Below are 21,016 nucleotides of genomic sequence, written 5' to 3' on the forward strand. Positions count from 1 at the left end.
TTTTGGTCCTTTTCGCTCCTGTTCTTCGTCAGATAGCCCGCTATCTTCCTCATCACAGAAGCGAAAATGCCTCAAAAACTCATCCCAAATCAGCGCACGATAAATTCAAAACAGCTTCTCAAAACCGTTTCTCAATTCTTAACCGGCAGACGTTTCCATAACCAGCGGGGAAGCAAACGCCAGGCTCCTACCAGCAGACGGTAACGCCAGTCGATGACTACCATACGCTGCTTGCTGTGAATAGCACGGACAATGCAACGTGCCACCTTACCGGGACGCATCAGGAACGGATAATGTTTTCCGTCGTTCAACAAATCTGTCTGGACAAACCCTGGACGGATATCGGTAAAACATATACCTGTCCAGCCATGCATGCAGGCAAGCTGTTCAAGGGCGTCGATGTAGGTATTCTGATATCTTTTGGTTGCCGAATAAGCAGGAGCGATGCCCAGTCCCTTGGTGCCGGCAATGGAGCTGATTACAGCAATGTGCCCTTCGCCCCGGTTTCCGAAATAACGGAATGCCGCATCTACCATACGGGTGAACCCTACTACATTGGTCTGTACCGTATCAGTCTCGATATCGGCATCGAGGTTGTAATTCTGATGTCCGATACCGGAACAATGCAGATACAAGTCCATACCACCTAAATCAGTTATCAACGCCTCCAGTTCGATAGGGGCATTTTCTTTCCGGATGTCTATTACACGGTAATAAATGCGCGCAGGAGCCTTACGCTGAAATGCCTTCAACAACCCTTCACGACGTCCGGCTATGCCCAGTATCCAGCCTTCTTTCAGCAAAAGATAGGCGGTTTCATATCCGATGCCGGAGGTAGCTCCTACAATGACTGCACGTTTCTGATTCTGTAGATTCATAAAAGTCAAGAAGTTAAGTAGTTCGTACTTCATAGATAAAAGATTCTGATGCAGGAACACTTCCGGCATGCCGGTTATAATAAAAGTCTCCATTCAGGGGCATACGTTCATTAAGCATGGCAAATGCCGGAGAAAGGTGTGCACAGAACACATCGTAAGAATGACGGTTGGCACGTTCACCCGTATCATCCCGATAAAACACGGCATAATGGTTGAGCGGGTAATCCGCAATCAACCGGTTCAGGTATTCGGCCCAGCCGCGTGCCTTTCCGGGCGTAATGCGGTCGAACAGGTTCGACACATTGAAAACTATCAGTTCCGATACTTTTGCATGCATTTTCCAGAAAGCCGGAGGCACTTTCTCTGCTTGAGTATAGAAATTTGTCTGTACCAGACGGTAAGCATCCGAACGAAACATCAGACGCGCAATATCAAGCATTTCTTCTACCGGACACACCCCCAGATAGGCAAGGTCGATGTGCGGCAAACGTTTGCACACATCGGCAAATGCCAGTCCCGAAGCTCCACCCTCGTAGGCAAGGTCGCAAAAAACCACCCTTGCCGACACGTTGCGGACAGCAGGGAAAAGCCATCCTCCTACCAGTTCGTAGAAAGCGCGGGCCGCACAATAACTGCGCCGCATATAATAATAGGTATACAGTTGTACCAGCCGGTCAGGATACCCGGCAAACTGAAAATCGCAACGTCCGTAAGCTATCTGTTCACGTACCTGTGTATCATCGTTGACATTGACAGGTATCTTGGGAAACAAATCTGCGACTACTGCATCGAATGTTTGCCCAAAAGGCTGCGACAAGGGATAATTATCAGAACACAAGTCCCATCCCGATTTGAGGTCAGGCAATTCGAAATCACCTTGGCAAAACCGGTCGAGTGGCACGTGGATATAACCGTTATGCATACGGATATACTCCATCAGCTTGTAAAACGTAAGGCTGGCTCCCAATATTCGTGGGTTTCCGGTCAGGAAAAGTTGCTTACGGGCACGGGTGATTGCCACATTCAGCTTACGGTCGATTATCGCATCGCCTTCACGAAACGTATTGGCAGTCAAGAAGTTTAGCTGATTGAAATCGCGTACGGTAAACGAATAGATAATGACATCACGCTGGCTTCCCTGATAACGCTCTACCGTATCGATGGTTACTTTCTCCAGCTCAGGGATATCCAGGTGTGCCACTTCCCGCCGTATCATGGCTATCTGATTGCGATAAGGCACAATAACCCCTACAGTCTTGCCAGCATCAAAAGCCGTTCCCATAAACCGGTAGATGCGACAAAGCAAAGTAGCGACAATGCGTGCTTCGTAAAGATTACTCTTTTCGGAATGAGCCGTATCTGCCGGCGTATCGGATGCAATGAACACCATACGCCGGTACAACATCAGCCGGTCAAGGTTGTCTTCGGGTTCACGAAGGACGTAAGGCAACGCTTCTTGCTGATGCGGAAGCGGTACCGGTTCCAATTGTTCGCGGGAATAAAACGCATGGTCAGGAAACTCTGCAATTAAAGGATGCATCCGTCCTTGCTTGTGCAAAATACTGCAAAACTCTGGTTTGCACCCACGGTACAAGCGCTCGAACAAAGAATTACGGCAATCATTCAATCCGATTTCCAGCAGCAACGGGTCGGTCACCCGGGCTTCTTCCTCGCTTTGCAAAGCAATGGCAGGTAATTGCTTGTAATCGCCTATCAGGACAAACTTGCCAATGGCATTCCCGTCTTTGTGACGCGCAGAAAGAATGCCTATAAGGTCGGGCTCCAATATCTGCGAAGCCTCATCGATGATAGCAAGGGTGAAACGTTTTAACTGGAAGAGGTAAGGACGTCCGTTAATGGCGGTAGTAGTTCCCACGAAAATACGGGTGCGGAGTATCTTCCCACGGATATCTGCCAGTTTAGGACAATCGGCAAGACTATTATTCAACAGATAAGGCACAAACCGCTTATCGCAGGCCAGTTCGTTCCCGATGCGGATAAAGGGATGCCGTCCGGCAATGCCCGAACTGGTCAGCATATTGCAGATTTCATCTACAGCACGATTGGTATAAGACAAAAGCAACAAAGAACACGCCGGGTCGGTCAATGCTTCTTCCACCATATAGCGCAGGGCACACGAAGTCTTGCCCGTTCCCGGTGGACCAACCAGCAGGAAATAATCATCGCATTGCTTTGCTTTCAAGACCAGTTCATCAAACCTTCCGTACGAACCGTTCAATGTACGTGAAGTATCCCGTCCGGGCACACGCCTGCCCAGCAATAAGTCCTTTCGGTCGGTAGAAGCGGAAAGGAAAGCATACAGTCCACGGATGGCATTGCCGGCAGAAGCATCCGAGAAATCGTGCTCAATGGCAAAAGTATCTGTATCCGTTCCGATGATGTCGGGATTCTGTTGTCCGTTACGTAACTGGACAAGTATCCTGTCGGGATAAATCTCTACCAGATTACCTTTCATCAGGATATGCCGGCGCACATCAGGTTGACCACGATAAGCATACAGCACGACTATATCTCCCGTACGGAAATTAGGAAGGAAATCATCTCCCTGCCGAGGAACACTCAATTCTATCCGATCGTATCCTTTACCCGGTGCACTCTGACGGCGGGAAAGAATCTTCAAGCCCAACAGGATGTTACCCGCCTCTATTTTTTCGGCAAGGGGCGTATGCCACAAACCGGCAAACCCTTGCGATGAACCGGTATTCCCTCCCGTCTTTCCCAATAATTGCTCCTTGGATACAAAAGTGAAAAAACGGCGGAAATAAGCTTGTTCCAACGGGTCTCCCTGCTTGAGGAGGTGAATCAGACTGCACAATTCAGGTTCCTGATAACGGGTCCAAAGCTTGCCGTGGTCTTTCTTCTCATTCAGTACCTCCACATCCAGTTGGTCTATGATTGCAGCGATACCCCCGTTTGCCAATATCATTTCGTTTGCCACAATCTGATTGCGCAAACGGATACATTCGCGAAACAAGCTTTCCGAAAAGTGTTCCAGCATCAGCCCGTCCTGGTATTTCGAATACAACAGAAGAGTTTGCGTATCATCGGCACTCCTGCCGAAACCGTACATCAGTACCCCCTGATAAAGCATCATCTGCACATAATGGTCTTCTTTATGACGATGATTGTACTCATCCCGTTTGCCCGATTTCTGTTCGATAAGCACCTTCAGGTCCTTTTGCAACAGGTCGGCACGCCCTTGAAGGCCGAGACTTTCGCAAATGAAAGATGCTTCCAGCCAAGCCTCCCGCCGCTCGAACGCTTCCAGGTTATGCGGCAAAAGGTCGTGAACAAACGAACGTATGTTCATCATCTGTGTCTGTGCCAAGGAGTGGAAATCATTGGGAATCTCACACGTACAGAACTCCAATGCCGATGTAGCGAAGAATTTCTTCACCGTTTGGGCATAAGTGACAGGAATATCCTCCTGCTCGTTGATGTAATCATCGAGAAACTGTCCGGCAAGGTTTCCCAATAGGATATGGTATGTATTGGCTTTCGGCCTGATTTTGTTGATGAAATAATTGAGCGGATGATGCCCGTACTCACGGAAGCAAACGGCAAGTGAACTGATATCTATCAGGTAATCAGGGTGTACCACAATCAGTTTCGGAACATACTCGTGATGTTCGTCGATACGTACATCCAGCAGATTGAGCTGCATGTTTTCAGTCAGAAGCCCGGACAAATAAGCCATATCACCGTTATATCCGCCTTCCCTGTAATTGATGATGATAAACGGGTCTTCTCCGTTATCGGTAGCTGCATAAATACGTTCATCGGTCCAGCTGGAGACCACCGCACGCACATACGGTACATGCTTCAAAGAAGAGACGTGATACGGACGGTTCTGATGAGGAAGGTCTGCTATCAGTGATACCGGAATATCTTCACCGAACGCCACCGACACAAAACGGCAAAGTGCACGCAAATCGGAAAGATAGGTTTCTTTATCGGGAGAGAATCCCTTGTGCATCGCTTCCTTAGCATTCCGGCGCATGGTCTGGACGGCATAACGGTCGGATGGTGTCATCCCCTTTTCCTTGCATACATAGTCCAGCCTGGAAAACAAGTTGGAAAACGAAAGGGTAATGCCTTGCGTCAACTCGTAACAAGCCTCCTCCAACACCTTGTAAAGGGCGGCGTATTTAGGCTTTATATTTTCGGGAGCAACTGGAGGTCTATGATGTATCTGTTCGATTCGCCGGTACAAATCAAACGCCTGAAGTTCGATGCGTTCTGCCATGTTCAGAGGGCTTCACCAGGAATATGCTGCACACAATATGCTTTCTCCAATGCCGGATACAGTGAACGGTAGGTCTCGGTAACATCCTGCATCAAGACTCGCGCAGGACTCGTCTCCGTCCGGCTGTCATCATATCCGGGTAATAGTACAGAAGTCATACCCAATATAAATTCATAAGTACTTCCGTTGGTCAGTACGATATGTATCCGAGTCTGATCCGTATCCTCTGTCTGCGTAAAGATACCATGCAACATATTACTGGTCGAAGCCGAAGGATAGATGGTGACAATACCCGACGCAGCCTCCTTATCGGTATAGGTGAACACATATTTTCCACCTGCCTGCACCAACGGGGCGCTCTCAATATCACGTTGAATGGCAAGTGTCTGGCTTTGTGTAAGCTCTGCACCTTGCACCACGCCTTCAATGCGGCTTATCGTATAGGTTGTTTCGGGATAAGCCACGGTAACCTGCAGGGTATACCGGTTCCATGCCCGGTCGGTAATGTTCAGTTCGGCACTGCCCAGTCCTACAGGTATCACGGTCAATACATTCCCATCATACCGATAGTCGATAACAGTGGTATCGGGATTGGTAATGACATACATCCCGTCACCACCCGAAATATGAAACGTAGCCCCTGCGCTGTACGGGCTGAGCGTCAGGACACTGTCGGTAAAATCCAAGTCTGCCTCTGATGAAAGCGACAAAAAAATAGCTCCATAATCATCGTCCTTACACGAAGCAAACGAAACAATTCCAGCCAGCAGGACAATGTATAATAAACTTCTTACAAGAGTCTTTTTCATATCTTCATTTCCTAATGTTATACAATGAGACAAAGATACGATTTTTATTTTTCCAAAATACTCCTCTGCAGGGGATAAAGGAGTTAAAAGGCGTTAACTCCTTTTTCATTCCTCGCTAATGGTATAGTCTCCAGCCTTTTCGGTAATTACCTGTTGCAAAGCATCCAATGGCAATGCTTTGCCATCAGCATAAGTAAGAGTAGCGACAGGAGGTTCCAGTGTCACCTGTGCTTCTACTCCTGCTATCGAATTCAACGCCTTTTCCACATACGTGCGGCAATGATTGCACATCATTCCCTCTACACGATAGGTACGGCTTAAGGCATGCGAAACGACCTGCCCGGGAACAGGCTCCACAGATACAGCCTCTACCGGTTTTCCGATGCGCTTGCGGTGCAGGCGCAGGCTATTAGTCACTACACTAACACTACTCATAGCCATTGCCGCCCCAGCCAGCATGGGATTGAGCAGAAAACCATTTATCGGATAAAGGATACCGGCAGCAATGGGCACACCTATCAGGTTATAAATAAATGCCCAGAACAGGTTCTCGCGGATGGTACGGGTGGTGAAGACCGAAAGCCGGATGGCATCGCTTATCTTACCTAAATCGGACGAAATCAAAGTCATCTTTGCCACATCCATCGCCAGATCGCTTCCTTGCCCCATCGCAATGCTGAGGTCGGCATGTGCCAGTGCCGAACTATCATTGATGCCATCGCCCACCATCGCCACGTGCCTGCCTTCTGCCTGAAGATGCCTGATAACCTCTGCCTTGTCTTGCGGAAGCATCTCTGCACGGAAATCATTGATACCTACCTGGCGGGCTATACTTTGCGCCGTCACCCGATTGTCACCGGTAAGCATCATCACCGATATGCCTTGGCGTTGCAGGTTTTCGACGGCAGCTTTCGAAGTGGGCTTGATACGGTCGGCTATGGCAAATACCCCCAACGCTACTTCGGCGTCGGCAAACCATACAACCGTTTTGGCTTCGGAAGCAAAGACATCCGCCTGTTTCTGTAATTCATCAGCAATACGGATATGATGTTCTGCCAGCAAGCGGGAATTACCCACATAATAAGCTTTGCCGTTCGATGTACCTTTAATGCCCTGCCCTGTCACACTTTCCGCATGCTCGATAACAATGCGTGCTCCGGCATCAGCAAGACTTTCCGCATACTGTACAACCGCATTTGCCAACGGATGCTCGGAACATCTTTCTAATGCATAGAAAACGGCTTGCAGATATTTGTCCTGCGTATTCCATACGGCATCGGTTACGACGGGTTTCCCTTCGGTAATGGTACCGGTCTTGTCCAGCACAATCGTGTCTATCTTTTTCGCTACCTCCAGGCTCTCGGCATCTTTGATGAGAATGCCTTGTTCAGCCCCCTTGCCTATACCCACCATAATGGCGGTAGGAGTGGCAAGCCCCAATGCACAAGGACAAGCGATAATCAGCACCGTTACGGCAGACAGCAAACCGTGGGTAAAACCATTTGTCCCGCCCAATACCAGCCACAGAATAAACGTAAGCAGGGCTATCCCCATAATGGCAGGAACAAAAATACCAGCTATCTTATCAACCAGCTTCTGTACCGGTGCCTTGCTTCCCTGCGCCTCTTGCACGGCACGGATGATGTGTGCCAGCATCGTATCGGCTCCCACCTTTTCAGCACGGAAACGGAAACTTCCCTTTTGATTGATGGTTCCGGCATAGACATTGTCGGCTTCTTTTTTCCATACCGGCACGGGTTCGCCGCTTAGCATACTCTCGTCAACATACGAGTTTCCTTCGGTCACCTTTCCGTCTACAGCGATACGTTCGCCCGGTTTTACCACCAGCATATCCCCTGCCTTCACCTCATCAATACCAACCACCTGCATCGTCCCGTCGGCATGGACGAGGGTCACGGTACGGGGTTGCAAGCCCATCAGCTTCTTAATAGAGTTGGACGTCTGTCCCTTGGCACGTTCCTCCAGCATACGTCCCAGCAAGATAAAGGCAATAATCACGCTTGACGCCTCAAAATAGACGTGAGGCATCACGCCACGCTCTAACCAGAAATCAGGAAAGAACAGATTGAACAGGCTGAACAGGTAAGCGATGCCGGTGCTGTTTGCCACCAGCGTGTCCATATTGGCAGAACGATGTTTCAATTGCTTCCAGGCATTGATGTAGAACTCACTCCCCATCCAGAAAATCACGGGTGTGGAAAGAATCCACATAATCCAGTTGGCATAGGGCATATCCATGAAGAACATGCCGATAACAGCAACAGGCAAAGCCAGGGCTATGGCACACAAGGTACGGAAACGCAAATGCTTGTAACGCTCGGTATGAGCATTTTCAGCCACTTCAACACTATTCTTTTCCGTATCAGTCACCAGGTCATAACCCGCATCTTGCACAGCTTTCTTCAACTGTCCGGGCGAACATTGCGTTTCATCATAAGTTATGGTGGCCGTAGCCGCTGCATAATTCACACTTGCTTCACATACGCCAGGCTGGCGGTTCAGGGTCTTGTCCACCCGTGCGGCACAAGCAGCGCAACTCATACCCAATACGGGAAACGTCTGTTTATGGATTGTAGATTGACTCATATCAATTCGCATTTTATAGTTTGGTTACAAAGTTAACAAGCCTTTCGGATATACCTTTATATTATTATGGATATATTTTATAGTAAAACAAAATTGGTTTGCGAAAAATTCTTGACTGGAAATTCGGAGTCATGTACGACTTGACTCCGCAATAAAATCCGGCACAAGCAACTATTTGCTACAAACAGACAAAAAGCCCACAAAATCCGACATTTATCGGCAAAATACTTCTAAACTCATGCAATCTTATCTGTTTTTTTATTTACCTTTGTTCTTCATAACAAGTTTTTAAACATAAGGTGTATGAGCAAAGTAGTAATTAATTCGTACGAAGAATTTGAGAGATTGTTAGGCCAGCAAATCGGCGTGTCCGATTGGCTGGAAGTGACGCAAGAGCGTATCAACCAGTTTGCCGACGCTACGCTGGATCATCAATGGATTCATGTGGACGTGGAACGTGCGAAAACGGAAAGCCCTTTCAAGAGCACCATTGTACACGGTTATCTGACCCTTTCCCTGCTTCCGTATTTCTGGAATCAGATTATCGAAGTGAACAACCTGAAGATGATGGTAAACTATGGGATGGACAAGATGCGTTTCGGCCAGGCTGTATTGTCGGGGCAACGCATCCGCATGACGGCTGAACTCCATTCGCTGGTCAACTTGCGCGGCACGGCAAAGGCCGAAATTAAGTTCTTCATCGAAATCGAGGGACAGAAGAAGAAAGCCTTGGAAGGCATCGCCACGTTCTTGTATTATTTCTGTTGAATATTTAAGGAGTTAGAAGGAGTTAGAGGAGTTAGAAGGAGTTAGAAGGAGTTAGAGGAGTTAGAAGGAGTTAGAAGGAGTTAGAGGAGTTAAGGAGTTAGAAGAAGTTAAGCCAATACCTTCACGAGTGCTTCCACCAACAAAACTAATTGAATATCCGCAAACATCCCATGTAGGGGCGTATGGCATACGCCCTGAAGACATCCACGTGGATTAGTTGACGTATTCGGGCGTATGCGATACGCCCCTACAAAGCAATTGGGTGAAATGCGGATATTCAAAAAACTATTGGCTTCTAACTCCTTAACTCCTTAACTCCTTCTAACTCCTTAACTCCTTCCTTAAAACCTCATCGAAGTATAAATCCCGACACATCCGTCGCCGGCTACGGGATTGATTGCCAGCTGGTGCTTTTGGGCAAACGGGCGGGTGAAGATGTACGAGCATCCGGCGCCGATGGCTGCTCCGGCAAGTACGTCCCATCCGTCATGCTTTTTGCCGTATATCCGGCTCCAGCCCACGTAGGTGGACAGCACGTATGCCGGAAGCCCCCATTTCCAGCCGTACCGCCTTTGGATGAATGCCGCCGCGGCAAACGATGTGGCGGTATGCATCGAGGGGAACGAATGGCGGTCGCTGTGGTCGGGGCGGTCTTTCCTGATGCTGTACTTCAAGGCATACGTGACGCCTGCCGTGGCAAGGGCGGAGAATGCCCCTTGTTTCAACCCTTCCCAGTCTTTTTGAATCAATACGGCGGTCAGTCCTGCCACGGGAAGCAATACCGCTCCCACATCGCCCGACGTGCGCACCGCCTTGCGCGAACCGCTGACCTCGATTTGCTGGGCGGAAAGCGGAAGCGTAAGGAGGAGCAGGATGTATAGTGTAAATGCTTTCAGCTTCATCTGTTCAGTATAGTTTGGGGATAAATATCAAAAGCCCGATTGCCGCGGAAGCGATAGCGAGAATCAATACGGCTCCGGCGGCCAGGTCTTTGGTCCGCCTGATGGCTTCATCGTATGCTGGAGATACCCTGTCGGCAAGCGCCTCGATGGAGGAATTGAGGGCTTCGGCGGCAAATACCATGCCGATGCACAGGACGATGGCGACCCATTCCATGCGCGATAATCCGGCAAGAAAGCCTGCCGCCAGCACGCATGCGGTGATGGCACAATGTATCCACGCATTGTGTTCGTAGCGGACGAGCAGGTATATCCCGCGGAATGCATAGCGGAAACTCTTCATCCGCTTGCGGAAGGTAAAGCCGTCGTTTTTCATATCCTTACGCACACCTCTACTGGGCAATGGTCGGAACCGAATATTTCGGTATGGATGGCTGCGCTCTCCAGCTTGCCGGCGAGCCGTGCCGAGGCGAGGAAGTAATCGATGCGCCACCCCGCGTTCTTCTCGCGTGCCCGGAAGCGGTACGACCACCACGAGTAAATGCCTTCCTGTTCGGGATAGAAATAGCGGAACGTATCGATGAATCCCGCGTCCAGCAGGGTCTGGAACTTCTCGCGTTCCTGGTCGGTGAAGCCTGCGTTCATGCGGTTGGTCTTCGGATTCTTCAGGTCTATCTCCTTGTGCGCCACGTTCAGGTCGCCGCATACCAGCACGGGCTTCTTTGCGTCAAGCTCCAAGAGGTACCGGCGGAAGGCATCCTCCCACGTCATCCGGTAGTCCAGGCGCTTCAGTCCGTCCTGCGAGTTGGGGGTATAGACCGTTACTAAATAGAAGTTCTCCATTTCCAAGGTGATGACACGTCCTTCACGGTCGTGTTCGTCGATGCCCATGCCGTAGCTTACGTTCAGGGGCTGGTGGCGGGTAAAGATGGCGGTGCCCGAATAGCCTTTCTTCTCGGCATAGTTCCAATACGAGGTATAGCCGTCGAAAGCCAGGTCGAGCTGCCCTGCCTGCATTTTGGTCTCCTGCAGGCAGAAGAAATCGGCATTTAACTGAGTGAATGCGTCGCGGAAGCCTTTGTCGCAGCACGCCCGCAGTCCGTTTACGTTCCAAGAGATGAGTTTCATACGTTCTTTTTTTAGTAGATGTTGAATTATAGGAGTTAAGAAGTTAAGGAGTTATCACTCCGCTTTGCTCCGTTAGGAGTTAAGCCAATAGCAAGTCAAAGAACCGCATACACAAGAGGTATTGGCTTAACTTCTTAACTCCTTAACTCCTTAACTCCTCAAAAGATAATATCTTTAATTTTGATTACTTACTTATTTCTTTAAGTCAAACAGATAAGTCAGCCGGGCACCGATGTACGAATGTGCCGAGCGCGAAAACGGGTCCTTCTTTGAATTGTTGTAAAAATCCGACAAGCCGAAGTAATAACGGGCTTCCAGCACAAAATGACCGATACCCGTACGTACCTCCATGCCGCCCCCGCCTACAATGCCATAATCGAACTTCCGGTCTGCCATCTTGCCGTATTGCTCGTTGGGAGTACGTCCCGAAGGGTCCCAAGGGTCGCTCATCGTTTCTTTTTCCCCTATCAGGTATCCCACTTGCGGTCCCAGGTTGAGCACGAAACGCACGCCGTTCCCCTTGTCCTTACCGAAAGCCAGGTGGGCGAGCAGGGGGATTTCGATGTAGCTCATCGTGCGGTGATATGTATCGCCTGTCCCATCTTCTATCACTTCCTTCCATCCGCGTTGCGAGAAATTCACTTCTCCCTGTATACCGCATATCATCTTGAAATATTTTTCGCCGATATAACGCACGGTCAGTCCAAATGCCGGCCCTACCTGTTTGCCTTGCTTGAAACTGGGCGTGATACTGATAGAGCTGAAATTGACGCCGCCGTTTACGCCTATGGAGAGGTTGCTCCGCTGGTCTTGCAGTTGCGCCTGGGCGGGAGATGCCCCCAGCAGGCATAGTCCGGTAATGATAAGTATGTAAAGTCTTTTCATCATAAGTAGATGTTGAGAATTAGTTTATTTTAATATCCGCATTCCACCTAATTGCCCCTACATGGGATGTTTGCGGATATTCAAATAGTTTATATAATGTGTCAGCTCAGAAACGCAGATTAACGCAGATTTTCGCGGATTCTTTTGATTTACTATTTTTCGATTTACGAAGTACGATTTAATGCTCAAATAGTAAATTGTCAAATCGTAAATTAAAGTAATCTGCGTTAATCCGCGAAAATCTGTGTTTCTGATAATATCATTTCATTTTGCATACTTACTTATTCAAAATCAAGTTTGACCAGTTCGTAATTTTGCGAGAAATGTACGAAGAATATCTTGCGGTTGATGAATCCGCCCCAGTTATTGACCCGCTCAAACTTGAATCCGGTCTGTATCGGTACCACCTTCATACGGTCCAGATTGTCTTCCAATTTGTTGCCATACTGCGAAAGCCCTTTCAGGAAATAATAACCGATGTCAAACCCCAGCATGCCGTATTTGGGATAGATATTCGCCATATCCTTGCTATACCAGTGCCGGTAGGCATGTGTGAAGTCCACGGCGGCTGGAAACAGGTTGTTGGTATAAAACGACGAATAAAAATACGTGTCCAGTTCGTAAAAGTTGGCAAGGAAATCCTGCGTGTAGGTCTGCCATTCAGGATAACCGAAGAGGTGCATGTCGAAATGCGGATGTTCCTTGCGCACCAGCGTAAGATGAGGAACCAGTTTTGTCAACGCTGTACTGCGTGCCGAAAGCGGTACGAAAATGTTCTGTTGCAGCGTGTCCATCGCACTGATAACCCGGGCAGGGTCAATTTCCCCCTCCAGGCGTATCTGGGTAAAACGCACACCGTTATCCTTCAGTTCCGCCTTCATTCCCTTAATGAAATCGGCTTTTTCAGGGTCGGGCGTACCATCATCAAGGAACACCACATTACTCCGCCCGAACTTACGGAGAAAATGTTCGTATACCTCCGAGTACAGATACGATTGTGGCGTATTCACCTGGTAAAGCAAAGGATTGTTGAACACCTGGTCTACCTTAGGAGCAAACGGCACCACCAACCGGATATTGTTCTGCCGGGCAAAATCCGTCAAGGGAGCAATCGAAGCGGCATTTACCGGCCCCACAATCAAATCCATCTCTTTCATCCGGCTGTCTGCCAGAATTTTTTCGGCACCTGCCTTAGTCTCCTTGGTATCGTAGGCATAGATATCCATCGACACTCCCTGACGTTTCAGGCTGTCTGCCGCCATCAGAAAACCTTCGTAAAACTCCACAATACGTGTCTGTGGCTCGCGCTGTGCACCGTTCTCTTTCGAAAAAGGGAGCACCAGTGCCACTTTAATCGTATTAATAGGCTTCTTTTCAGCAGCATTTTGCCTGAACAGCTCCTCGTTGGTAGGCTCGGCAGCAGCCTGTTTTGCCGCCTCTATCACCTCTGCCATAGCCTGGCGTTCCGCCTCTGGATAAGGGATAAAAAGAAAGGTTCCCCGTTTCAGCTTACCTTTCTTCAGCTCAGGGTTCGCCGCCAGCAATTCTTCTTCACTGATGCCATACTGGCGGCAGATACTGAATATGGTTTCACGGCGTTGCACCTTGTGCATTGTCTTCCATTCGTCTTTCGCCTGTTCCGAACCCTGTTTTGCAAGAGTAGAAGAAGGTTGTGCCTCTGTCTTTTCATCAGGAACCGGAACCACGATAACCTGCCCCACACGGAAATTGCTGGCACTCAGACCAGGATTTGCAGCACAAATGGCTTGCGCAGTCACCCCATATTTCACAGTCAGCTGATACAGGGTTTCCCCCCGCTGAATGGTATGATACTGCGGTCCCTGCTTGGCAGCAGATGCTTGCGGGATTTTCAACGTTTCGCCCGTGCGGATTTTCTGGTCGCTCCCGGGATTCAGACGCACGATATCACTTACCGGCACATTGTACATCCGTGAAATAGAATATAAGCTTTGCCCCTGTGCCACGGTATGCAGGAAAAATCCCGCATCGCCCGCGGTCTGTGCGTTCAGTACGGGATTACCTATCCACAACGCAGCCGCTACGCAAAGAATATGAATGAATTTCATCTTTTTGTCTCTTGAATTGTTTGAACGGGCAAAAATACGCATTTTTATCGGTAGGCTAATGGATATTCCCAAGAATTTGCTCTCCGTGTAAGATTTTTTGGGAAATAAAAAGTTCACCACAGGATACAGGGTACCACACAGGAAAATATAATTGAATATCCGTATTTTCCCAACAAGGAGTTAAAAGGAGTTAGAAGCCAATACATTAGTTCATGGAAGCCATAGCAAGACTATTGGCTTTTAACTCCTGCCGAAGGTATAACTTCTTTTAACTTCCTCTTATACTATGGGCATTTTGCGGAATTCATAAAAATTTAAAAGGCTCTGTGTCCTCTGTGGTGAAAAATGATAAACTTATTTCACTAATTCGTATTCCAGGCAAGCCATGATGAAAGGGCCGATGGCTTTGCCTTCATTGTTTACGATGGTTACGTCTTTACCGCACAGGTAATAGTCGGGTGTACCGTCGCGCGAGGGATCTTTTGCCGGACCCAATCCTGCCGAACGGCAACTTTGGTTCAGGTTGATGGTGCCGTTTTCGTTGGTGGTGACAAAGGTTTTCAGCAATCCTTGGTATGCCTTTTCGGCTACGTCCTTATAGCTTTCGGGCAGGATGCCGAGGCGGATGCCTTTCAGATAAGCGTAGGTAAACATGCTCGAAGCCGAGGACTCCAGGTAATTGGCGATGCCGCATCGGCTTACGAACGAGTCGTCGTATTGCAGCAATTGGTACCATACGCCGCTCTCTCGGTCTTGCCAGCGTGCCAGCCCCTTGGCTACGGTATTTACGATGGTCTTCAGCTCATTGCAGTCGGGGTGCGACTGGGGCATCACTTCCAGTACGTCGACCAGTGCGGCGAAATACCAGCCCATGCCCCGTCCCCAAAACTCTTTTGAACATCCTTTATGCGGTTCAGTCTTGTTTGCCCAGAACGAGTTGGCGTCTTCGGGATTGGCAGACCATGCGTGATAATACAATTGCTTGCCGGCATCGTAGGTATGACGGGCGATGGTCTTGAACTGGTGCGCAATGTCGGTCCATGCCTTTGTATTGTTGGGGTCGAAGTTGGCTTGCCATTCGGCATAGAAGGCGGCTCCCATATAGAGGCCGTCCAGCCACATCTGTCCCGGATAGATATCTTTGTGGAAGAAACAACCTTTGGCATCGCCTGTCTGGATACGCGAATAGTCGTTCACCAGGTAATTGCGTAGCCAGTCGGCAGCCTTTTTGTAGCGGTCGGCATTGTGCGTGCCGTTCTGCTCGTCCAAGGCTTTTTCGTGGCGGTAAAGGGCGAAGAGCACCTTGCCCGAATTGATGTTGTCAATGTTTCCTTTCTTGAAGTTCTTGAAGGTGCCGTCGGGATTGATGGCGTTATCAGCATATTCTTTAGCCCATTGGTAATAGTTGGCAGTCCAGTCGGCATATTGGTATTGCTCGCAAAGGTTCAGGAGCGACTTGGCTACCAGCCCGTTCACGTAGTCCCACGATTTGCCGTGTGTCCATTGTTTGCCTTGTGATTCCGCCATGCGTTGCGAATAGCGTGTTTGCGCATGAGTGGAAAGGGTGCAGCAGGCGGCAAGAAGCAGGCATACGGCGCATACGAATGTTTTCATGCTCGATAGTTTTTTAGGGTTAGGTTTTATTTCTTTTACGGTTAACGAAAAAAGGCCGGCTGAACATTCAGCCGACCTTCATGCTTTGAGGTTCCTGGCGGATTCGAACCGCCGTGCACGGTTTTGCAGACCGCTGACTAAGCCACTCATCCAAGGAACCATTGGTTGTTACACTTGTGTTTCTCAAATGCGTTGCAAAGGTATGACTATTTTTTGAATCTGCAATACTTTCCACCGAAATTTTTCATTTTTCTTCATGTTTTCCATCAGTTTTCTATCTGTCTTTTCAAGAAATGCTCTTTATTGTACTCATGTGCATCGTTAAACGGCGAACTCACTTGTGTTCATCAAAAGGCATGTTTGAATCGTTGTCTTTTTGAAATACGAAGCCAGCGCAATCTGTTTCTTCTGTGGAGAGCGTGCAGATTGCGCTTGGGCATTATCGCATCAAAAAGGTATGCCGTTTAAAACCGGTATCCGATATTCAGTTGGAAATTAGAGTTCCGCAATCCTAACAGGTCGTGCACCTGTTTGATGCCTACCATGTAATTGAAACTGACGGTGTAATGTTCGGCTATGATTGCTTTCAGTCCGGCAGTTCCTCCATATTCCCAGTGGCGGAAAGGAGTGAGAAGGGCATGTGCATTGTTCGGGCTTCCTTCGATGGGGTACGAATATCCTTTCATCGGATTCCATTGGTGTGTTTCCGTGCGTGCACCTTCTCCATCGGGCTGTACAATTTCCAGCGAGGAACTTCCTGCGCTGAAGCCGTATGCTGCATAAAGGCCGATAGACGGCATCAGGCAGAAACGCTCGGTAATGTGGAAGTTATAACCTATCTTGAGGGGCAGGATCAGGTTGTTTATTTTAGTGTCTGTCTTAGGAAAATGTGTCACCATGTAAGGCGAGAATTTCATGGTGCTCCGGTTCTGTAAAAGTGTCAGTCCGGATGAAAGTGTCCAATGTTTTTTGAACTCATAGTCGACGGTTGCCCCTACTTGGAACCCGGCTTTCATTCCTCCTGTTTGTTCTGCCGTATGCTTTTGACTTGCCAGATAGTGTGACAGGTTTGCTCCGGCTTCTACGCCAAACTTTACTTGTTGGGATGCTATTGGCAGGATATTTAGAAGAGACAGTATGAGTATAATGGATAATTTTACGTTCATAATGATGTAATGGTTGTTTTGAATGGATTGTTATGTATTTCTTCACTATTCTTCACTATTAAAGTGTGTTGTTGTTTTGTTTTTGGTTTCTTTTCTTTCTATTTTCGCACTCACCTCCTTTCTTTTTAGGTGGTTGGGGCAGGCACTTCCGGTTTCTTTTAGCGGGGAAAAGGAAGGGGCTTGCCTTTACTCACTCACATTATTGTAATTCAATAAAACTGTAAATGGTGTTTTTACCATCTGTAATGGAGACTATTCCTTTTTCTATATTCAGATGTTTTAAGGAAATTACGTACAAAGGGGTTGACCCAGTTTGAATGGTTTCTTTGTATGTAATTTCACCTTCTTGATTTGTAATGGTAAGGCATACAGAACCTATATCTTGCAAAAATTTAAGAGACAAAACTTGGGTGATTTCATCAAGGTCACCTTCTATAAGCTGATTGGCATCTAATGATATAGTTTGCATTTTGCTATTTGTATGCCATGTGTCTCTCCAATGGCATTTTCTGCTTTGAATAGGAATTGCAGTCAGTAAAGTTATCCCTATTAATAAAATCAGTTGTACTTTTTGCTTTTTCTTCATGTCGTTTTTTGTTTTATGGTTATTTTAATGGTGCAAAGTTATGTAGGACAAGAAAATTTTTCAAGAAGAATAGCTTTTAGAAACGGGACAAAGAGATGTTGATTTATAGGAAGTTATCTTTTTATTGATAGGACAGAGTATGGGACAAATTATAGGATGGAACTTTCTGTATTTTATTGAAAATAAGTGTTTTAGTCTAATAAACTATGCAAAAAGTCGTGTATGTTGATTTTTTGTCCGGTCAGTTGTAATTTTTGGCGTACTCTTGAGCGATATTTGTTGACAGAATCTACTTGTACACCTAAAAGTACAGCTTCTCTATTAGTGTCGAATCCAAATACAGACAAGTAGGCACATTGTTGTTCTTTATCGGTCAAGTTATTATTTTGTAAGAATTCGTAGATAGGCGGATAGATTGAACGTATGAGTGTTTCAATGGCTGCCCAATCTTTGTTCCCCAATAGTGGTTTTTGTTTACCGGCAACTATTTTTTCAGATAATCTGTACAGTCTTTTTGTAATGTTGGCTTCTTGAAATAATTGTAACCGTTGTTGCTGGATTTGCAGGTTTAAGTTTTTTGTTTCTTGTTGTTTCTCGACATATTGGGTCTCCAGTAAAACATTGTCTATATTGAGCCGTTGTTGTTCAGCTATTTTTAAGGATAGATTTTGTAATTCGGCTTTATTGAGAGCCAAATCCTTTGCCAGCATATTTAATTTTGCATTCTTGTTTTGAAGTTCCAATTCCTGGTGGTTGATTTTTTTGTTTTTCTTGTTTAATCGTAATTGGTAGATAATAGTCATTAATGAAGCAAAAAGTAGGAGAAGTATGCCCCCGGTGAAATATCGGTGTTTTATTAGTTTTAGCCGTTTGTTTTCGGCAGACAATTTGCTTTGGTTGTATTTCTTTTCTGCTGTGATGACTTCATTTTGGCTCCTGAGGAACATGATTGAATCTGATAATTCTATATATTCCTTTAGATATGTTAATGCTTGTTTGTAATTATGCTTTTTCTCTTCTATTAGCGCACGAGCTTGAAGCATTCCAATGGGAATGTCTTCATTTAGGTTCGTTAATTTTGTATTGTTGTTAAGCTGTTCTGCCGCTTGGAGGCATAAACGTGCGCTGTCCAATTGATTTTCTTGGATGTATATATGGCTTAGGGCTAAAAAATCAGGTAGGCAATAGGGGTAATTCTCTTTTATCGTTTGTTTGAAACAATTTTTAGCTTTAGCATATTCACCTTTCATTTGGAAAATATTGCCTATGCCATTTATGATACTTCCAATATCAGAGAGGTTTCCTATAGGCCGTATTAATTTTTCGGCTTCTTGCATATAATGTAACCCTATATTGAGTGAGTCAGAGAATGCAGCCTGCCGTCCGGCATCGCGTAAAGCGAAAGCTTGGCTGCGCTGATTCTTGGCAAATTTAAAGAAATCGGCGGCTTGCAAATATTTATCCTTTGCTTTAGGGTACATAGCTTTGAATTCGTACATATCTCCCATATAACTGTTAATATAACCAGCAAGATTAAAGTCTTTTATTTTTAGAGCTATATCCTGTGCTTTTAAATAAGTATGCATGGCATCTTCATAGTTCCCATCTTCTACATATGCCCTGCCTAAATAAAGCAAGATGCGTGCCTGTTCATTTGCACTTCCTTTATGTTGATAGTAATGTACCGCTCGTTCTAATTGGTGACTATAAGGGAGGTCGGTATGAAGTGTGTCGGCTATTTGCCCCATCATCATGCACCATCGGGCATTTTGTTGTGCATTCAGATTTTCGGGATATTCTATACTGTCCAGTAGCAAGTATGCTTGTTCTGGATGGGTGTACAACAGTTTGTGGGCTTGTGTTAATTGGTAGGTAGCTATACTAGCTTTTTCTTGACAGGAGAAAAGTCCGGTCAAAAAGAAAATAAAGGTAATTGCGTATACAAGAAAGCGGTACATATATCGGGCTTTTGTTTTCATGCTTTTTGGGTTTCATGACAAAATTAAGCAAAATCCGTTGAAATATGTATGTCGTTTCAGTTAAAAAAATATCTGCTTCTGCGCCTCTGCGTTCGTTAGTTGAAACGCAGATTGACGCAGATTTCGCAGATTACTTTTCAATTTATGTCTGTTGTTCGCATCTATTTGTTTCTGTTTGCTCAGAAAGGAACGTACACGGAGAGCATGAGGTCGGACAGATGCCCTTTGCGTCCGTTTGCCGCTCCTTTGTTGAAATGCTTCAGCACGTCGAGGCATCCGTATTGGTAGGAGAGGGCAAGCTCGCAATGCTTTCCTATGCGATAGCCCACTTTAGTCAAGACGGGCAGGTCGAATACGGCTTGCGGGCGTACATAGAGGGTAGGAGCCATACCCAGCCCGAAGAAGAACTTCCCGGTGATGCGGTAGTTCCAGCTGGCAGCTATGGATACGGGCATGACGAACTCGCTGAACTCATCTCCTTCATTGCCGGTGTAAGTGCCGTCTTGTTTAGAAAGGAACGGCACGTATTTTTGTGTGCTCATACCTTGGAATCCGATGGTAAGGTCGAGGTCGAAGAAGTGTTTCCGCTGAGGCAGGAAGCGTAAGCGGTATCCTATCATCCCGTTTCCTTTCAGGTTATGGTCGTAGCGTAATTCGTTGGTAGGCGGAATAAGTTGCTTGCTGTCCTGCATGGGGAATCCGATACCTCCGCCGACTAACACTCCGTGTTCCACCTTCTGCGCGAAGGCGGAGGTGGAAAAGATTACTAACAATAAAAAGAATAAGAAGCTGTTTTGAATTTCTCCAAAAAGTTTTTCTTGGCTTGATGTATCCGTTTTCGTGTGTGCTTTGGGCGATTTTTTGGTCCTTTTCGCTCCTGTTCTTCGTCAGATAGCCCGCTATCTTCCTCATCACAGAAGCAAAAATGCCTCAAAAACTCATCCCAAATCATCGCACGATAAATTCAAAACAGCTTCTAACTTTTTCATAACTTTGGCTTCTTTAATTGGTTTCATCTGTATGACGGAAAGAAACCGGAAGCTCCCTATTGGCGGATAGTGAATATTGGTTAATCGGGCAATGCTTTCAAGGTTTCTTGTGTTTCCCTTTCTGGCATCCGGCACATCCGCATCCGCACCCGCAATCGGTTTGTCCCGGTTTCTTCTTCTTGAAGAACTTCAGGAAGTGCCGCCCTGCGTAAATAACGCAGAGCAGCACGATGATATAAACAAGGATAGTTTGTGTGTCCATGAGTTTTATTTTTAGGAACTAGGCACTAGTTGACCAGGTACTAGGTCTTTAATAGCATGTATTTATCTAATTAAAACCGATGTCAACTAGTC

17 protein-coding genes and 1 tRNA gene are annotated in these 21,016 nt (G+C 46.9%); 1 reads left to right on the forward strand and 17 read right to left on the reverse strand.

The genetic code is table 11. The features are described from left to right. Positions 1-131 precede the first annotated feature (131 nt). From B5F25_RS08365 to B5F25_RS08380, 4 genes are all read right to left on the reverse strand, one after another. The gene (locus B5F25_RS08365) at positions 132-878 is read right to left on the reverse strand and encodes an SDR family NAD(P)-dependent oxidoreductase (protein WP_087248954.1); all 747 of its coding nucleotides are present in this window, start codon (positions 876-878) and stop codon (positions 132-134) included. Positions 879-891: 13 nt separating this feature from the next. Beyond that, entirely contained in the window at positions 892-5,145 is a 4,254-nt protein-coding gene (locus B5F25_RS08370; protein ID WP_087248909.1) for an AAA domain-containing protein, read from the reverse strand. A 2-nt stretch (positions 5,146-5,147) separates the two neighbouring features. Then, complete coding sequence (locus B5F25_RS08375; RefSeq protein WP_140406894.1) at positions 5,148-5,954, reverse strand: hypothetical protein; 807 nt, start codon at positions 5,952-5,954, stop codon at positions 5,148-5,150. Between the two features lie 105 nt (positions 5,955-6,059). Beyond that, entirely contained in the window at positions 6,060-8,561 is a 2,502-nt protein-coding gene (locus B5F25_RS08380; RefSeq protein WP_087248913.1) for a heavy metal translocating P-type ATPase, read from the reverse strand. A gap of 303 nt (positions 8,562-8,864) precedes the next feature. On the opposite strand from B5F25_RS08380, the gene B5F25_RS08385 reads away from it, so the two are divergent. Then, positions 8,865-9,329, forward strand: coding sequence for a MaoC family dehydratase (locus B5F25_RS08385; protein WP_013618596.1), 465 nt, complete (start codon positions 8,865-8,867; stop codon positions 9,327-9,329). A gap of 341 nt (positions 9,330-9,670) precedes the next feature. Here B5F25_RS08385 and B5F25_RS08390 read toward each other — a convergent pair whose 3' ends face one another. From B5F25_RS08390 to B5F25_RS08445, 13 genes are all read right to left on the reverse strand, one after another. Continuing rightward, positions 9,671-10,231 carry a phosphatase PAP2 family protein gene (locus tag B5F25_RS08390; RefSeq protein ID WP_087248914.1) on the reverse strand — a complete coding sequence of 187 codons (561 nt, stop codon included), beginning with the start codon at positions 10,229-10,231 and terminating at the stop codon, positions 9,671-9,673. 4 nt (positions 10,232-10,235) lie between these two features. Then, on the reverse strand, positions 10,236-10,604 hold the full coding sequence (locus tag B5F25_RS08395) for a diacylglycerol kinase family protein (RefSeq protein ID WP_087248916.1): 369 nt from the start codon (positions 10,602-10,604) through the stop codon (positions 10,236-10,238). Further along, positions 10,601-11,356, reverse strand: a complete 756-nt coding sequence (locus B5F25_RS08400) for an exodeoxyribonuclease III (RefSeq protein WP_087248917.1) — start codon at positions 11,354-11,356, stop codon at positions 10,601-10,603. The genes B5F25_RS08395 and B5F25_RS08400 overlap by 4 nt, the downstream gene beginning before the upstream one ends. A 192-nt stretch (positions 11,357-11,548) precedes the next feature. Then, positions 11,549-12,241, reverse strand: coding sequence for a porin family protein (locus B5F25_RS08405; RefSeq protein ID WP_162614380.1), 693 nt, complete (start codon positions 12,239-12,241; stop codon positions 11,549-11,551). 281 nt (positions 12,242-12,522) lie between these two features. After that, complete coding sequence (locus B5F25_RS08410) at positions 12,523-14,328, reverse strand: LysM peptidoglycan-binding domain-containing protein (protein ID WP_022039502.1); 1,806 nt, start codon at positions 14,326-14,328, stop codon at positions 12,523-12,525. A 354-nt stretch (positions 14,329-14,682) separates the two neighbouring features. Beyond that, positions 14,683-15,942, reverse strand: coding sequence for a glycoside hydrolase family 88 protein (locus B5F25_RS08415; RefSeq protein ID WP_087248921.1), 1,260 nt, complete (start codon positions 15,940-15,942; stop codon positions 14,683-14,685). Positions 15,943-16,030: 88 nt separating this feature from the next. Then, positions 16,031-16,102 (reverse strand) — tRNA-Cys (locus B5F25_RS08420). 304 nt (positions 16,103-16,406) lie between these two features. Then, on the reverse strand, positions 16,407-17,108 hold the full coding sequence (locus B5F25_RS08425; RefSeq protein WP_087248923.1) for an outer membrane beta-barrel protein: 702 nt from the start codon (positions 17,106-17,108) through the stop codon (positions 16,407-16,409). Between the two features lie 199 nt (positions 17,109-17,307). Next, positions 17,308-17,694, reverse strand: a complete 387-nt coding sequence (locus B5F25_RS08430; protein ID WP_087248925.1) for a hypothetical protein — start codon at positions 17,692-17,694, stop codon at positions 17,308-17,310. Positions 17,695-17,885: 191 nt separating this feature from the next. Next, positions 17,886-19,673, reverse strand: a complete 1,788-nt coding sequence (locus tag B5F25_RS08435) for a hypothetical protein (protein WP_087248927.1) — start codon at positions 19,671-19,673, stop codon at positions 17,886-17,888. 179 nt (positions 19,674-19,852) lie between these two features. Then, positions 19,853-20,446 carry a hypothetical protein gene (locus B5F25_RS08440; protein WP_241148380.1) on the reverse strand — a complete coding sequence of 198 codons (594 nt, stop codon included), beginning with the start codon at positions 20,444-20,446 and terminating at the stop codon, positions 19,853-19,855. After that, positions 20,440-20,625 carry a hypothetical protein gene (locus tag B5F25_RS21625; RefSeq protein ID WP_162614379.1) on the reverse strand — a complete coding sequence of 62 codons (186 nt, stop codon included), beginning with the start codon at positions 20,623-20,625 and terminating at the stop codon, positions 20,440-20,442. Before B5F25_RS21625 ends, B5F25_RS08440 begins: the two co-directional genes overlap by 7 nt. Positions 20,626-20,759: 134 nt before the next feature. After that, positions 20,760-20,924: a FeoB-associated Cys-rich membrane protein gene (locus tag B5F25_RS08445; RefSeq protein WP_022039495.1), complete on the reverse strand. Its 165-nt coding sequence runs from the start codon at positions 20,922-20,924 to the stop codon at positions 20,760-20,762. Positions 20,925-21,016: the final 92 nt, after the last annotated feature.

Source organism: Bacteroides sp. An19 (genome assembly GCF_002160215.1).
Classification (GTDB): Bacteria; Bacteroidota; Bacteroidia; order Bacteroidales; family Bacteroidaceae; genus Phocaeicola; species Phocaeicola intestinalis.

Excerpts from the sequence above, each read along its gene's own strand:
- B5F25_RS08365 (WP_087248954.1), bottom strand. The coding sequence starts at position 878 with ATGAATCTACAGAATCAGAAACGTGCAGTCATTGTAGGAGCTACCTCC.
- B5F25_RS08370 (WP_087248909.1), bottom strand. The coding sequence starts at position 5,145 with ATGGCAGAACGCATCGAACTTCAGGCGTTTGATTTGTACCGGCGAATC.
- B5F25_RS08375 (WP_140406894.1), bottom strand. The coding sequence starts at position 5,954 with ATGAAAAAGACTCTTGTAAGAAGTTTATTATACATTGTCCTGCTGGCT.
- B5F25_RS08380 (WP_087248913.1), bottom strand. The coding sequence starts at position 8,561 with ATGAGTCAATCTACAATCCATAAACAGACGTTTCCCGTATTGGGTATG.
- B5F25_RS08385 (WP_013618596.1), top strand. The coding sequence starts at position 8,865 with ATGAGCAAAGTAGTAATTAATTCGTACGAAGAATTTGAGAGATTGTTA.
- B5F25_RS08390 (WP_087248914.1), bottom strand. The coding sequence starts at position 10,231 with ATGAAGCTGAAAGCATTTACACTATACATCCTGCTCCTCCTTACGCTT.
- B5F25_RS08395 (WP_087248916.1), bottom strand. The coding sequence starts at position 10,604 with ATGAAAAACGACGGCTTTACCTTCCGCAAGCGGATGAAGAGTTTCCGC.
- B5F25_RS08400 (WP_087248917.1), bottom strand. The coding sequence starts at position 11,356 with ATGAAACTCATCTCTTGGAACGTAAACGGACTGCGGGCGTGCTGCGAC.
- B5F25_RS08405 (WP_162614380.1), bottom strand. The coding sequence starts at position 12,241 with ATGAAAAGACTTTACATACTTATCATTACCGGACTATGCCTGCTGGGG.
- B5F25_RS08410 (WP_022039502.1), bottom strand. The coding sequence starts at position 14,328 with ATGAAATTCATTCATATTCTTTGCGTAGCGGCTGCGTTGTGGATAGGT.
- B5F25_RS08415 (WP_087248921.1), bottom strand. The coding sequence starts at position 15,942 with ATGAAAACATTCGTATGCGCCGTATGCCTGCTTCTTGCCGCCTGCTGC.
- B5F25_RS08425 (WP_087248923.1), bottom strand. The coding sequence starts at position 17,108 with ATGAACGTAAAATTATCCATTATACTCATACTGTCTCTTCTAAATATC.
- B5F25_RS08430 (WP_087248925.1), bottom strand. The coding sequence starts at position 17,694 with ATGAAGAAAAAGCAAAAAGTACAACTGATTTTATTAATAGGGATAACT.
- B5F25_RS08435 (WP_087248927.1), bottom strand. The coding sequence starts at position 19,673 with ATGAAAACAAAAGCCCGATATATGTACCGCTTTCTTGTATACGCAATT.
- B5F25_RS21625 (WP_162614379.1), bottom strand. The coding sequence starts at position 20,625 with ATGATTTGGGATGAGTTTTTGAGGCATTTTTGCTTCTGTGATGAGGAA.
- B5F25_RS08445 (WP_022039495.1), bottom strand. The coding sequence starts at position 20,924 with ATGGACACACAAACTATCCTTGTTTATATCATCGTGCTGCTCTGCGTT.